Source organism: Pseudoalteromonas sp. S3178, assembly GCF_005886985.1.
Lineage (GTDB): Bacteria > Pseudomonadota > Gammaproteobacteria > Enterobacterales > Alteromonadaceae > Pseudoalteromonas > Pseudoalteromonas carrageenovora.
Genome location: NZ_PNCW01000043.1, coordinates 1 through 14,606, shown reverse-complemented (window position 1 = coordinate 14,606; position 14,606 = coordinate 1). Strand labels below are relative to the sequence as shown.

General features: G+C 37.0%; 9 protein-coding genes. 5 read left to right on the top strand and 4 right to left on the bottom strand.

Annotated elements, in window-relative coordinates; translation table 11 throughout:
• Positions 1–15: 15 nt before the first annotated feature.
• Positions 16–3,063, bottom strand: coding sequence for a D-2-hydroxyglutarate dehydrogenase YdiJ (gene ydiJ / locus CWC11_RS12995; protein WP_138683022.1), 3,048 nt, complete (start codon positions 3,061–3,063; stop codon positions 16–18).
• Positions 3,064–3,208: 145 nt separating this feature from the next.
• Between ydiJ and CWC11_RS12990 the strand changes: the two genes are divergently transcribed.
• A complete protein-coding gene (locus CWC11_RS12990) occupies positions 3,209–3,418 on the top strand; it encodes a PGPGW domain-containing protein (protein ID WP_089349815.1) in 210 nt (69 codons plus the stop codon).
• A 64-nt stretch (positions 3,419–3,482) separates the two neighbouring features.
• On the opposite strand, the gene ppsA is transcribed toward CWC11_RS12990, so the two are convergent.
• Positions 3,483–5,858 carry a phosphoenolpyruvate synthase gene (ppsA, locus tag CWC11_RS12985; protein ID WP_138683021.1) on the bottom strand — a complete coding sequence of 792 codons (2,376 nt, stop codon included), beginning with the start codon at positions 5,856–5,858 and terminating at the stop codon, positions 3,483–3,485.
• Positions 5,859–6,012: 154 nt separating this feature from the next.
• Between ppsA and ppsR the strand changes: the two genes are divergently transcribed.
• The gene (ppsR, locus tag CWC11_RS12980; RefSeq protein ID WP_002962129.1) at positions 6,013–6,822 is read left to right on the top strand and encodes a posphoenolpyruvate synthetase regulatory kinase/phosphorylase PpsR; all 810 of its coding nucleotides are present in this window, start codon (positions 6,013–6,015) and stop codon (positions 6,820–6,822) included.
• Positions 6,823–6,882: 60 nt separating this feature from the next.
• On the opposite strand, the gene CWC11_RS12975 is transcribed toward ppsR, so the two are convergent.
• Positions 6,883–8,232, bottom strand: coding sequence for a class II 3-deoxy-7-phosphoheptulonate synthase (locus CWC11_RS12975; RefSeq protein WP_002962128.1), 1,350 nt, complete (start codon positions 8,230–8,232; stop codon positions 6,883–6,885).
• Positions 8,233–9,123: 891 nt separating this feature from the next.
• Between CWC11_RS12975 and CWC11_RS12970 the strand changes: the two genes are divergently transcribed.
• Complete coding sequence (locus tag CWC11_RS12970) at positions 9,124–9,999, top strand: DNA replication terminus site-binding protein (protein WP_138683020.1); 876 nt, start codon at positions 9,124–9,126, stop codon at positions 9,997–9,999.
• A 70-nt stretch (positions 10,000–10,069) separates the two neighbouring features.
• Here the strand turns inward: CWC11_RS12970 and CWC11_RS12965 are convergent, their stop codons facing one another.
• Entirely contained in the window at positions 10,070–11,284 is a 1,215-nt protein-coding gene (locus tag CWC11_RS12965; RefSeq protein WP_033021802.1) for a hypothetical protein, read from the bottom strand.
• Positions 11,285–12,057: 773 nt separating this feature from the next.
• Between CWC11_RS12965 and CWC11_RS12960 the strand changes: the two genes are divergently transcribed.
• Together CWC11_RS12960 and CWC11_RS12955 are read left to right on the top strand one after the other, a co-directional pair.
• Positions 12,058–13,296: an AAA family ATPase gene (locus tag CWC11_RS12960; protein ID WP_138683019.1), complete on the top strand. Its 1,239-nt coding sequence runs from the start codon at positions 12,058–12,060 to the stop codon at positions 13,294–13,296.
• Positions 13,297–13,311: 15 nt separating this feature from the next.
• Positions 13,312–14,274, top strand: coding sequence for a transcriptional regulator (locus CWC11_RS12955; protein ID WP_138683018.1), 963 nt, complete (start codon positions 13,312–13,314; stop codon positions 14,272–14,274).
• The last annotated feature ends 332 nt before the right edge of the window (positions 14,275–14,606 follow it).

Sequence of the window (14,606 nt, the reverse complement as noted above, 5' to 3'; positions counted from 1 at the left end):
TATTTTTAACTTTTATTAGCTAAGTACCTGTGCGAGTAACTCTATTGGGTGCTTAGGTTTAAATTGTTCAAAGCGTTTAACTTGGCTGCGGCACGAAAACCCGGTAGATAAAAGTTGCTCTGGCTTATTTTTGTCTACAATTGGTTTCCAACTCATTTCGTAAAGTGCACGAGAGTTTTTTTGGTTTTGTGCTTCGTGGCCGTATGTACCCGCCATTCCACAACACCCGGTATTTGTCGTGTTTAGTGATAAACCAATGTCGGTAAAAATAGTTTTCCAAACACTTGCCGCTTTTGGTAATGCCGTTGTTTCTGTACAGTGGCTAAGTAGTGTAAATTCTGTATCTTGCTTTTGCGTTGCACTTAACGATTTGAAAGATTGAGTTTGCAGCCATTCATGTGCAATTTGTACATGAAAATCACCGCGGTTATTTTCTAAAATAGTGTTGTACTCATCGCGATAACACATAACCAACGATGCATCTAAACCAACCAGTGGCGCATTTATATCACTGAGTTTATTTAAAAACTCGGCGGCATTTTTTGCTGTTACTTTAAACTCGTGTAAAAAACCTTTAACGTGCTGTGCTTTACCATTTGGTTTAAAGGGTAATAGCATTGACTTTTTACCCAGTGCAGTTATAAGCGTTATAAAACTTTGTACTAATTCAGCTTCGTAAAAACTAGTAAACGGGTCTTGCACAATTAGCACATAATTATTTTGCTCTTCACTTGAAAGTGAGCTTAATAATTCAAAATTAAATTTATGCGCTTTGGCTACACGTTTATCAAGTGATGGAATACTTAATTGAGGTGTATCGACATAGCCAACCGTTTTTTTAATTAACCCACTTACTAAATTGGTTTTTACAACAGGATTAATTACTCGTGCAAATTTTGACATAAGCGGAGCTGAAGTTTCTATGTTTGCGACTAAATAATCTTTAAGTGGACGCGCGTAATAACTATGGTAATAATTTAAAAAGCGCGCTCTAAAAGTTGGTACATCTACTTTTATTGGGCATGAAGTTGTACACGCTTTACATGCTAAACATTCATCCATAGATTCTTTTACTTCGTGAGAAAAATCGTAAACGCCTTTGTTTTTTTCTCGGCTATGAACAAAACGTTCCCACCAGGTAATAACTTCACCTTTATTAAGCTCTTTTTCTACTTCCAGTAAATCTACATTTTTTGATTCTTGAAGTCGTAACCATTCACGCATTAATGTTGCGCGCCCTTTTGGTGAATGCCTACGATCGCCGGTTACTTTATACGACGGACACATAGGTGAATTTTCGTCGTAGTTAAAGCATATTCCGTTACCATTACAGGTCATGGCGTTATTAAAACTGGTTTTTACATCGATAGATATTTGTTTATCAAAGTACGAGCGTTTTTGGCTATCTACACTTACAAGTGAGTCTTCACTTTCAATAGGTGTACATATTTTACCAGGGTTGATTCTGTTATTAGGATCGAATGCCGTTTTAATTTTGCGCAGTTGATTAAATAAATGCTCGCCAAAAAATTCTGGGCCATATTCGCTGCGATAACCTTTACCGTGCTCGCCCCACATTAACCCGCCATATTTTGCAGTGAGTTTTACAACATCATCAGAAATTGTACGCAGTAGTTTTTCTTGTTCTGGGTCGCACATATCAAGTGCTGGGCGTACGTGTAAAACGCCGGCATCAACATGGCCAAACATACCATATTGTAAATTATGGCTATCGAGTAATGCTCTAAATTCTACAATATAATCGGCTAAGTTTTCTGGCGGTACTGCGGTGTCTTCGGCAAAGGCTAATGGCTTTTGGCTGCCTTTAACATTACCAAGCAAACCCACTGACTTTTTACGCATTGCGTAAATTTTTAAAATATCGCTTTTATCGTTGGTTAACTGATAACCAATTACACCGTTGGTTTGATTTGCTACGCACTGATCTAATAATGTACAAAGTGTGTTTACTTTGTCTTTTATGTCGTCGGGAGATACTGCATTAAACTCAACCATGTTGAGCCCTTGCATATCTTTATTTGGTACGTCGGTTATTAAGTCCGATACTGAATGCCAAATTATATCTTCGCGGGCTAAATTTAATACTTTACTGTCGACTGTTTCAACAGAGGTTGCACGTGCATCTACCAAAAAAGGTGAATGACGAAGTGCAGAATCAAAACTATCGTACTTAATATTTATGAGTGTTTTAAACTCGGCTATGGGAGTTAAGTTTAATTTTGCCTCAGTAACTATACCTAATGAGCCTTCTGATCCGGTAATTAGCCTGCTCATATCAAAAGTTTGTAAGTCATCACTTAGCACATGCTCTAGGTCGTAACCGGTTAAAAAGCGATTTAAACGCGGGAATTTCTCTAAAATAGCATCGCGCTGCGTAATAGAAATATCTAATACTGTTTTGTATAAACTGCCTATAAGTGAGTCTTGCTCGGCGATAACTTTTGCTTTTTGTATGTCGATTGGCGAGGTAACCATAGGTGTGCCATCAACCAAATAGGTGGTTAAACCTAAAACATGATTACTGGTTTTACCGTAAACGAGTGACCCTTGGCCTGATGCATCGGTGCTGATCATTCCGCCAATAGTTGCTCGATTACTAGTAGATAAGTCGGGTGAAAAGAAAAAACCATAAGGTTTTAAAAAGTCGTTTAATTGATCTTTTATTACACCTGTTTGTACTCTTACCCAACCTTCTTCTACGTTAATTTCGAGAATTTCTCGCATATAACGTGATAAATCAACAACAATACCGGGCGTTAGTGACTGCCCGTTAGTACCCGTGCCACCGCCGCGAGGGCCAAAAGTAAGCGACAAAAACGGGTCGCGAGATGCGGTTTGCAAAGCGAGTTGAATGTCTTTTTCAGTTTTAGGAAAAATAACACCTTGCGGAATTTGCTGATAAATACTGTTATCGGTAGAGGCAGTTAAACGCGTTGCATAGCTTGCATCGGTGTCTCCGCTAAAACCTTGATTTTTAATAGTACTTAAGTAATTTGCGACAAGTTCGGTCGCTGCATCTTGCTGTGTAATTGTTGCTATCATGACGGCGATAATTTAAGGCATTTGTGTAATTATATCATGGTGATGGCTAATAGAAATTGAAGATTTTACAGTTTGTAACACTCTTTTTGTCGTATTTTGAGGTTCTGTATTTATAATCAAGTTAAACCAATGTATAGAGGTTTATATGAAAAAATTACTATTACAGATCATAGGTGTTTTGTTTATTTTGCTTGGGTTGTTTTTTGCAATCGTGCCAGGCCCGTCGCTAATATTTTTTATGGCGGGGTTACTGTGCTTTTCTTTTTACTACCCAAAAGCGAGGCATTATTTAAAACTATGCCAAAAAGCCTTAACTAAATCGTGTAATTATTTAGATAAAAAATTAGCACGCTAAATTATACCACATACAAAAATGCCAGCTATAAAGCTGGCATTTTTATTAGTAACTAAAACCGTAATTATTTAGCAAGTTTGTCTGCTAGGTATAACCAAGTTTCTAGTACTGTATCTGGATTTAGTGAAACAGAATCAATGCCCTGCTCTACTAACCATGCTGCAAAGTCTTCATGATCTGAAGGTCCTTGGCCACAAATACCTACGTATTTACCTTTTTCTTTAGCTGTTTTAATAGCCATTGAAAGTAGCTTTTTAATAGCAGGGTTACGCTCATCAAATAAATGTGCGATTAAACCTGAGTCACGGTCTAAACCAAGTGTTAGCTGAGTTAAATCGTTAGAGCCGATAGAAAATCCATCGAACATTTCTAAAAATTCATCTGCAAGTAATGCATTTGACGGAAGCTCACACATCATGATTACTTTAAGACCATTTTCGCCACGTTTAAGGCCATGCTCTTCTAGTAATTCGATTACGCGTTTACCTTCTTCAAGGGTACGTACGAATGGAATCATGATTTCGATGTTGGTCATATCCATGGTGTTTCTTACGCGTTTTATTGCTTCACACTCAAGGGCAAAACAATCACGGAAGTCTTCAGAGATATAACGTGCAGCACCACGAAAACCAATCATTGGGTTTTCTTCTTCTGGTTCGTACTGCTCACCACCAACTAAGTTTGCGTATTCGTTTGATTTAAAATCAGACATACGCACAATTACGCGCTCTGGTGCAAAGGCACAACCAAGTGTAGAAATACCCTCTACTAACTTAGAGATATAAAATTCTACAGGTGATTCGTAACCGGCAATAATGTCGGTAATTTCTGCTTGTAGAGCAGGTGTTTGCGCATCAAAGTTTAAAAGTGCCTTAGGATGCACACCAATCATGCGGTTAATAACAAACTCAACACGGGCAAGGCCAACACCTGCATGCGGTAAACGTGCAAAGTCGAATGCACGATCGGGATTACCTACGTTCATCATCACTTTCATTGGTAGTTCTGGCATTTTATCAACACGCGACGTTAGTATTTCAAAGTCTAAAATACCTTCGTAGATGTAACCTGTATCGCCTTCGGCACATGATACTGTTACTTCTTGACCCGCTTTGATTAAATCGGTTGCATTACCACAACCAACCACTGCTGGAATACCTAATTCACGTGCAATAATTGCAGCATGACACGTACGACCACCACGATTTGTAACAATGGCTGCAGCACGCTTCATGATTGGTTCCCAATCTGGGTCGGTCATGTCGGTCACTAAAATGTCACCTTCTTGTACTTGATCCATTTCTTTAATTGAATCGAGTACGCGTACAACACCGCTACCAATTTTGTGACCAATTGCACGGCCTTCAACAATTACGTTGCTAGTACCGTTTAATTGAAAACGTTCCATTACGTTTGCGTCTTCGTTTGAGCGCACGGTTTCTGGACGCGCTTGAACTATATATAGTTTGCCGTCATTACCGTCTTTTGCCCATTCGATGTCCATAGGACGACCGTAATGTTTTTCGATAATTACAGCTTGTTTGGCAAGATCTTGCACTTCTTCATCTGTAATCGAAAATTTGTTTGAAAGCGCTGGGTCTACATCAACGATGTCTACTTGCTTACCATGTGCTTTATCTTGTGAGTAAATCATTTGAATGGCTTTAGAACCAATGTTACGACGTACTACTGAAGGTTTGTTTTTTAGTAATGTTGGTTTGTGAACATAAAATTCATCAGGGTTTACTGCGCCCTGTACAACCATTTCACCTAAGCCATAGCTTGATGTAACAAATACAACGTCTTCAAAACCAGACTCTGTATCAATACTAAACATGACGCCTGATGCTGATTTATCTGAGCGTACCATGCGCTGAATACCAGCAGATAACGCTACGCCACGATGATCGTAACCTTGGTGAACGCGGTAAGATATTGCACGGTCGTTAAATAAAGAAGCAAACACGTGTTTAATAGCGACCATTACTGAGTCGATACCTACTACGTTTAGGAAAGTTTCTTGTTGGCCTGCGAATGATGCATCTGGCATGTCTTCAGCGGTAGCTGATGAACGTACTGCAAAAGAAACTTCTGCTGTTGTGTCACCGTGGAGTTGACTGTAAGCGTCGCGGATTGCTTTATCTAGGTTAGGTTGGAATGGTGTATCGATTATCCATTGGCGGATATCGGCACCTACTTTGGCAAGTGTATTTACATCATCAACATCGAGTGTATCTAAAATGTCGTGAATTTTTGCGGTGAGTCCTGATTGATCTAAAAACTCGTTAAAAGCGTCGGCTGTAGTGGCAAAACCACCCGGAACCTGTACACCTGCGTTTGCTAGGTTTGAAATCATTTCACCGAGTGAGGCATTTTTACCACCAACACGAGGAACATCTTGCATACCAAGCTCTTGATACCAGAGAACGTATTCTTGCACGGGTCTTTCTCCAAAAAACAAATTGTAGTTGAAACTGTGAGAGTTAAGAAAGAAAACCTTTTATAAAGGTCACCTTCATTCTACACTGGCATTAGTCCTCACGTAAACCGTGAGTAACCCATTTTAGGGATTAAACGTAATAAAAAGGTTAACTATGAGAACTGCTTTTTATATATCAGACGGTACTGCAATCACCTCAGAGGTGTTTGGGCACGCTACTTTGTCGTTATTTCCGGTTGATTTTAATCATAAAACTATTCCTTTTGTGGAAACAGAAGAAAAAGCAAATGAAATTAAAGCGTTAATTAACGCAACTGCTGCAAAAGAAGGTGAGAAGCCATTTGTGTTCTTTACCTTCGTTAATCATAACTTAAGTGAAATTATTAAATCGGCCGATGCTGTTGCTTACGATTTTCTCTCTACTTATAGCGAAAAAATACAAAAAGAGCTTGATGTAGCACCAGTACCAAAAATGCACCGCACGCATTCTATTCATGAAAAAAGCTATGATTTTAGAATTGACGCCGTCAACTACGCACTGATGAATGATGACGGTGGCAATATTAAAAATTTTTCTGAAGCCGATATTATTTTAGTTGGCGTGAGTCGCAGTGGTAAAACACCAACAAGTTTATACTTAGCATTACAATACGGTATTAAAGCCGCTAATTACCCAATAACAGAAGACGACTTAGAAAGTGAGGGATTACCTAAATGTTTACTCCCTTACAAACATAAGTTGTTTGGCCTGACTATTGACCCTGAACGTTTAGCTGCAATTAGACATAGGCGTATGGCAAATTCTAAATACGCGTCTATTAGGCAATGCCGAATAGAAGTGCGTGAAGTAGAAATGCTATATAAGCGCCATAAAATTTCGTACTTTAATTCTACCCATCACTCGGTAGAAGAAATATCTGCTAAAATCTTAATTGATAGTAACCTTGAGCGACGTAAGTACTAACAAACTAATTTATTATTTTGCTAAAAAAAGCCGCAATATGCGGCTTTAATTTTTTACTTATTACTTACGAGCGTCTTTTAATAAATCAGCTACTAAGAAACCAACTTCTAATACTTGGTCTGCATTTAAGCGAGGGTCACATTGTGTTTTGTAACGCTGAGCTAGGTCATCGTCTGATAAACCGTAAGCACCACCTGTACACTCTGTTACGTGCTGACCTGTCATTTCTAAGTGAACACCACCCGCGTATGAACCTTCAGATTTGTGTACTGCAAAGAATTGGCTGATCTCACGCATAATATTATCAAAGCTACGTGTTTTGTAACCAGATGTCGCTTTTTCAGTATTGCCGTGCATTGGATCTGAGCTCCAAATTACTTTACGGCCTTCTTGTTGAACGCGGCGAACTAGTGCTGGCAGTTTCTCTGGAAGAACATCAGCACCCATACGTGTAATTAACGTTAAGCGACCCGGGATGTTATCTGGGTTTACTGCATCAATTAAACGAATTAGGTCATCTGGGTCCATGCCAGGGCCAACTTTAACACCTATTGGGTTTTTAATACCTTTGAAAAACTCAATGTGGGCATGATCTAGTTGGCGTGTGCGTTCACCAATCCAAACAAAGTGCGCTGAACAGTCGTACCAATCACCTGAAAGGTGGTCACGGCGTGTTAGCGCTTCTTCGTAACCTAGTAATAAGGCTTCGTGAGAAGTATATAAATCTGTTTCTTTAAGGCTAGGTGCAATTGTAGAATTAATCCCACACACTTCCATAAATTCAAGTGCATCTTGAATTTTGTCTGCAAGTTGTTGGAATCGCTCTTTTTGCGGATTAGCGGCAACAAAACCCATATTCCAGCGGTTTACCTGGTGTAAGTCAGCTAAGCCACCTTGTGCAAATGCACGTAGTAAGTTTAATGTAGCTGCACTGTTGTGGTAAGCCTTCATTAAACGTTGAGGGTCTGGTATGCGTGCTTCTTCTGTAAATTCAAAGCTATTTACAATATCACCACGGTAAGATGGTAATGAAACTCCATCAATTGTTTCTAAATCTGCAGAGCGTGGTTTTGCATATTGGCCAGCCATACGTGCAATTTTAACTACAGGGCATTTACCGCCGTAAGTTAATACAACCGCCATTTGTAAAATGGTTTTAAACGTATCGCGAATATTAGCTGCGTTAAAGTCACTAAACGACTCAGCACAATCACCACCTTGAAGTAAAAATGCACGACCTTCGCACACATCTTCAAGCTGTTTAAATAAGCTTCTTGTTTCCTCAGCAAATACTAATGGCGGAGCGCTTTTTAATTGGCCCTCTACTGACTTTAACTCTTCTTGATCTGGGTATTGTGGTTGCTGCAGTATTGGCAGCTCTCTCCAACTATTTGGGTTCCACGATTGCATGTTCTTTCCTCATTCCTACATTACCTGATAAGAAGAAATTAACGTATGCAGGCACCTAAGTTCAAGGACTAAATTCACTATTTACCAATTATTTAGTTATGAGCTAGGTATATATAAATTTTATAACTTTAAAAAGCTGTTCTGGACGCCATTTTTTTGTTTTTTTTATAATATTTACTCATTTAATAACAATAAGATAAAAGTAAATTGATTATATTTTGAGTATCTTATATTAAATTAAAGGCAAGCATTATGTGTATACAAACAACAAGAGAACACATCATACTTAACATAAGGGTTTGTAATCTTAACTTTACGGGTTAAAATAATTAAAAAACATAATCAGTATGAATGCAGGTGAACTTATGCTAGGTCGTGGTCCGGTAACTCTAATGAATTGGTAACAAAAATTACTAATAGTGTTTATGGGGCTTTAGGTTATTTAAAGCTAGCTTATCCACTTAGCCTACTACGTACCCAATTTACAATTTATACAAACTCAAATAAGCGCTGTTTAGTAAAGCTCCATAACATTGATACCGCTCATTTTGCCCTCAGAGTCCAAAGCCTCAATCATCAAGAGTATAAATAATTAAAATATCTCACATTCATGATTTGCAGTTTATTATTTATCACCATAGTAGATTAGTGAGTTAGATTTAGTCATTGAATAATGGGATCACAGCTAATTTACCGGCTATTATACAAGCGAATTACATTTAATTAGAGTGTACGTAGTAATTATATGTATAACCAATAAATAAAGAACACATCATACCTAATATTATTTAGAATTTATCTTAGCAACAGAGATAAATTGGAGAAAATAATAAACAAACAAAAGGTTATGTGTGATAATTACAAAATAGTAAGATGTGTTCTTGGTTGCATATGGTTAGTAAAATACAAATAAGAAGTCAGTTTGATTTAATGAATGAACTAATATTAATGTTAGTAGAAGAGCTAAAGGCTTGTGAATACTCAAAGGCTGAATATTATCAGTTGCCTGATATTAGTAGCGCTGATGAAAACATTGTTCCAGAGTCTATTATCACTAATAGGATTTCGGGTGATTTAGCACATAAATCTATCCTTAATTCATTCACTGATATTTATAAAAAAGATGGTTTAAGTAGTCGTGTTTTAAAGCGCCACCCTGGTTTACTTGTAATTAAAAATGCAGATAAAGAAGCGCTTAATAATCGAATAGCTCAGGTGAATAAAGCTAAGGCTGATTTTAAAGCTTGTATTGTCGCGATAGATAATAACGATGCTCGTTTTGAAGCGGTACACAATGCAATGCCTAATTTAATTACTTTAGCTGCCTACAGAAAAATACATTCTGAGAGTGATTCGCCTTTTTCAGTACGTTTTACATGGATGCATAAACACGCAACAAAAACACTCACCAAAAAAATGGCTTTAGAGATGCTTGATAAATCGGCCGGTTACAGAAACCCCAAAATGATTGATCAACAAAAATGGCAATCATTAGTTGCACAAGAACAAATGCGTGTAGCTAGTTTAGGTGAAAAAGAAAAATTAAGGATTAGACGCCCTACCCGTGTAAGCCCTCAAGTAAATGTTAGATACACAGCTCAAAATCGTTACCACGTTAGTGCTGCATTACCCTTTATTTTGATAAACCCAGAACCAGATGTAAAGCTTGGTATTTTACCTGATTATCAAAAGCCAGATGCTCACCCACGTAAGCGAGAGTATGATTTTTTAGTCGATCGGTTATATTTAGAGCAAGTAGACAAATAATGATTATGTTAAAAAGGCCACATAATGTGGCCTTTTTGGTTTGGTGTTTAATTGTTTAAAATAAAGCTTTTTATTTTTCTACTATTTCTTCAATTTTATCTTCATCAATTAAAACTGCATTCTCAACAATACGTTTACCGCCTTGAATTTCTATGCGTTTATTGTGTTTGTTTAATGTAAGTATCTCGTCGCAAAATTGATCCGATGGATGCATTTCATATGTGTAGTCGATAATATTTCCGGTTTTATCATCTTTTACATTTGTGATGCTGTATTCAGATATAGCCCCTTTTTCGATCAAATCTTTCATTGTCGTAGTCATATCACGACGTAATGCCTTTAATTTATTCTCAGTAATGTCATCGGTAGAATAAATAGAGCCATATTTTTCCATAATAGAAAGTAATCTAAAATGATACGTTTTACCTGGCGCCGCATATCGCCAAAGATGATACAAACGTAACATCATCCAACGTGATAAGCCGCGTTTTAATTCTTGCGCGCTATTAAAGTAATATCCTTTGTATTCAAGGTTATCAATCATGTTATGAACAAAGGCATTTAAACATGCAACACATTTAACATTGCCACCTTGACCTTTTTTACCACTAAAGTGTAGCGACGATAAAAAATTCATATTTGACTCATAAAAAGAATCGTCAATGTCTGAATTCTTAGTGTCGGTAGCAGAATATTTAAATGAAAGCTTAGAACCTTGAAGTGCTTCTAATGATTCTTTGATTGCTGGATAAGGCATTGACTGCCCAACCGCTTTAAGCTCCTGTGCTAATTCGTTCATAGAAAAAACGACAGCATATTGAATACCGGACTTAAAATTAATTTTTACTATTTTACCTTTAGAGGCTAAACGAATAAGTGCGCGCTCAACTTTTTCTTCTCTATCTGATGGCCATACTAAATATTCAACGTCTTCACCATCTTTGCGCGTACTAACAACAGCAGGAGTTATTTTTATTTCGCCATCATATAAAATACCATCTACTTTTTCAGATATTTTACGCGTTATTATTGTTTTTTTAGGAGCTTCTTCTAATGGCAATTTTTTATGGCCAGAACGTACAAAGCGACCCCACAAATCATAATGATTAAATGTGTTAGAGTAAGCACGTAATCCATGAGCTGCATTTTCGATTGAAATTCGCACATCTTTATTATCTGTAAACAGTGCTAAACTTTCGTTATCGATTGCACTTTCCACCCCGTGGATTTGGCCCCTTAGTGTATCGGGCAAGTTATCTACCGAGATGTTGACCTTTCGGCTCATTGTTCTTATTTCCATTTTTATTGCGACAGCTAATAACAACACATAAAACGACAAAAGTTAAATGTTTAAGTTAGTATAAAAGTGATCCGAGTTTAAATAAAATGTTCAGATCATTATTTTACTAAGGTTAATGTATTTATCATGATTTTAGATCACTATTTTACTAACAGTACAGTTATAAATCTAATTTTTACTAACTCAGGTGTTATTTTGTCCATCACATTTAGTTTTTTTGTAAAATTAGCACGACAAATTAGCCTTAAATTTTTTATCCCTGTGGATAAAGACTTATTGAGTTAGCATAGATCTGATCTGTACTTACTACAGATCAGATCTATACCAATTAAAGCCACGTTTTAAAGCACTGCTTGGTGCATAACTTTATAATTTACTTAGTAAAAAGTTGATCTGCCAAGCTGTTTTTGTTCATAACTAATTGAGTAACTTGTGCATAACCCTACATTTAAAATATAGCTTAGTAAAAAGGTGATCCAAGGGTAGATAAAGATCTGATCTTAACCAAGTATAAAGCTGATCTGCTTTTTTTTATATTATTTATAAAAATCATAGAGTTATATTTAGATTATACACCCTTAACCTTTATTACCTTATATATTTAACCACCTTTAAACTTCTTTATTTATACTAAGCAATATTAATGGTGTAAAAATATTTTTGAATGTCTTGTTATTAAAATGCATGTCGTCTTAAATAGTTGTTTACAGCTAATTGAATGGACATTATACTTGCAGCCTAACTTTGAGGAAGAAAGTATGTCTATCAATAATAACGCGCTAAGTACCTACCGGCTTTTAAAAGCAACTGCCGAAGTTGCTGAAAAATCACTAGAAGGACGTATTCAACATTACCGCGCTCATCTTAAATCAGAAGAAAAAGAATTAAGAACCTACACTCAAAAAGCAGCAGCTGATTTACTAGGTTGTAATAATCGTACCCTAAAAAGACGACATGATAACGGTGATTTTGACGATCTTAATATAAAACGCGGTGCTAATGGCCACTATGCTTACACTTTAGTAAACATTTTTGCTATGGCTGATATTATGGATATTAAGCCAGATCACCGTGCTGATGACGACAAATTACAAGTTATAGTAATTAATTCGCTTAAAGGTGGCTGTGGTAAAACAACTAGCATGGTTAATATTGCAGCTGCTTTAGCAACTACAAATATCAAACGTTATCGTATTGGTATAATTGATTTAGATCCGCAAGGTTCATCTTCAAGCTTCTTTCCTTCAAGTGAGCACGATCCAATTACTGTTGGCGATTTAATGCGTGATTGTATTGATTTAGACGAAGGTGAAACTTGGCCAGAGTTTGTTTCTAATTCATTTTTACCAACCCATATTCCTAATATTCGTGTTTTACCATCAGGTATGGACGATTTTTATTTTGAGCATGAAACTGCTACTTTACTCAAAGACACCTCTAATTATGAGCAAACTCGCCATTATCATAAGTTACTTGAAAAAGTAATAGCCCCCGTTAAAGATGAGTTTGACATTATATTAATTGATACAGCCCCTACCCTTAACTTTATGTTTTATAACGCCTTAATGGCATCTACTGCTATGCTTATTCCTGTTCATCCAGAAGCTGTTGATTTTGATGCTAACAATAAATACTTAAAACGATTAGGTGAGATTTATCATACTGTTGCAGCCTTAGGCCATAACGGTTGGGACTTTATGCAATTTTTAGTGACCAACTATGTAAAAGGTAATCACTCTCAACGCGATATAGTAAAAGATGTTCGTAGTGCTTTTGGTCGCCAAGTAATGAGTTATCCAATTAATCACAGCTCTGCAATTACCGCTAGTTCATCGTCTTTTAATACTATTTTTGATCAAAAAGCGTCTGATAGTTTAGCAAGCCGAGAGTCACTAATGCGTGCTCAAGAAAATATCAAAGATGTAGTAGATGAACTTGAAATGTTAATTAGATCAAATTGGCAGTCTACTCAATCATCACTCAATACCCCTAAGTAAGGATGTTAAATAAAAATGGCTAGAAAACGTAAAAACGACACCCGCTTAGATCCATTTGCAACAGCTGTAGGTAACAGCAGTCTTGATGCACTTTTAGAGCAAGCCAGCGCTGGCGATGTAATTAGAATGCCTGCTCCTAGTGATCCTACGCGCGAAATTACCCTAGTTTGTAAAGTGATCCCACACAGCGATATTGAAGCAAGTACTCAGGTTTATGGTAAAAACCGCCGTGTTCAAGCGCTGCTTAACGAAAAGTCGGTATCGGATATATTACCTGCTATTAGCGAAGATGGTCGTAACCAACACCCTGCACTTTTATGGGAGCAAAATGATACTAGCTTAGTACTAGCAGGCTCACGTAGACGAAAAGCTTGTATTTTAGGTAACGCCGATTACTTAGTGCTTAGCTCTACTGATTTTACAGATCAAGATGCTAAAATTTTAGCTGTGTCGTCTGATCAATACATCGCGCCTAGTTTATGGGAACTCGGCCAAGCTTATCAGCAAACTAAAAATGAATTAATTGAGCAAGGTAAAAAAGGCTCGTACCGTGAAATAGCGACCATTGAAGGTGTTTCACACACTGCGATTGCTGATGCGGTAAAAGCATATGAGCAAATTCCTGCTGATGTTATTTCACTTTATCCTACAGCTAATCATGTAGGTCGTGAAGTAGCTAAAAAGCTGGTAATTGCAAAGGAGCGAGACGAAGCTGCGTTTAACCAGCTTGTTAATGCACTTGCTAACGATGAAGAGCTTAATGCTATTACAAGCGACGACAAGCGTGCTATGGCTATAACTAAGCGCCTAACTGCAGAGCCTGAAGTTGCTCCAAAACGTGAAGCAGTCCTTGAAAACAAATTTATATCAGTACAGCGTAATATTAAAAGCGGTGATGTTTCTATTAAAATAGATAATAAAGTTATGACTGATAAGCGTTTAGAACAGCTTACAAAGCTTTTAGGTGCTTTTAATTAGCTAGTATAATAATGATCTGCCAGTGCTGTTTAGTTAGTTAAATAGTGATCTGGCAGATACTTAAGTTGGTAAAATTCTGATCTTGTTGCCAACCAATAGCCTCAACAATCCTTACATATCCTAAGTAGATCAATTTTTTACTAACTTAATTGTTGTTTTTATGGCTTCAAACACGTTTTACCCACTGCGTTAGTAAAATAATGATCTGTAACGCCCCTTATTTTGTTATTAACTTGTATACAAGTTGTGAGCTTGCTGTGTTTTAAATTTCAGTTAGTAAAAATATTTACTCATATTTAGGGCGTGTTTACCTTTGATGGTTGAATTTGCAG

Bases quoted from the DNA above. Each gene is read 5' to 3' on its own strand.
- CWC11_RS12955 (WP_138683018.1), top strand. From the start codon at position 13,312: ATGGCTAGAAAACGTAAAAACGACACCCGCTTAGATCCATTTGCAACA.
- CWC11_RS12970 (WP_138683020.1), top strand. From the start codon at position 9,124: ATGGTTAGTAAAATACAAATAAGAAGTCAGTTTGATTTAATGAATGAA.
- ydiJ (WP_138683022.1), bottom strand. From the start codon at position 3,063: ATGATAGCAACAATTACACAGCAAGATGCAGCGACCGAACTTGTCGCA.
- CWC11_RS12975 (WP_002962128.1), bottom strand. From the start codon at position 8,232: ATGCAATCGTGGAACCCAAATAGTTGGAGAGAGCTGCCAATACTGCAG.
- CWC11_RS12960 (WP_138683019.1), top strand. From the start codon at position 12,058: ATGTCTATCAATAATAACGCGCTAAGTACCTACCGGCTTTTAAAAGCA.
- CWC11_RS12990 (WP_089349815.1), top strand. From the start codon at position 3,209: ATGAAAAAATTACTATTACAGATCATAGGTGTTTTGTTTATTTTGCTT.
- ppsR (WP_002962129.1), top strand. From the start codon at position 6,013: ATGAGAACTGCTTTTTATATATCAGACGGTACTGCAATCACCTCAGAG.
- CWC11_RS12965 (WP_033021802.1), bottom strand. From the start codon at position 11,284: ATGAGCCGAAAGGTCAACATCTCGGTAGATAACTTGCCCGATACACTA.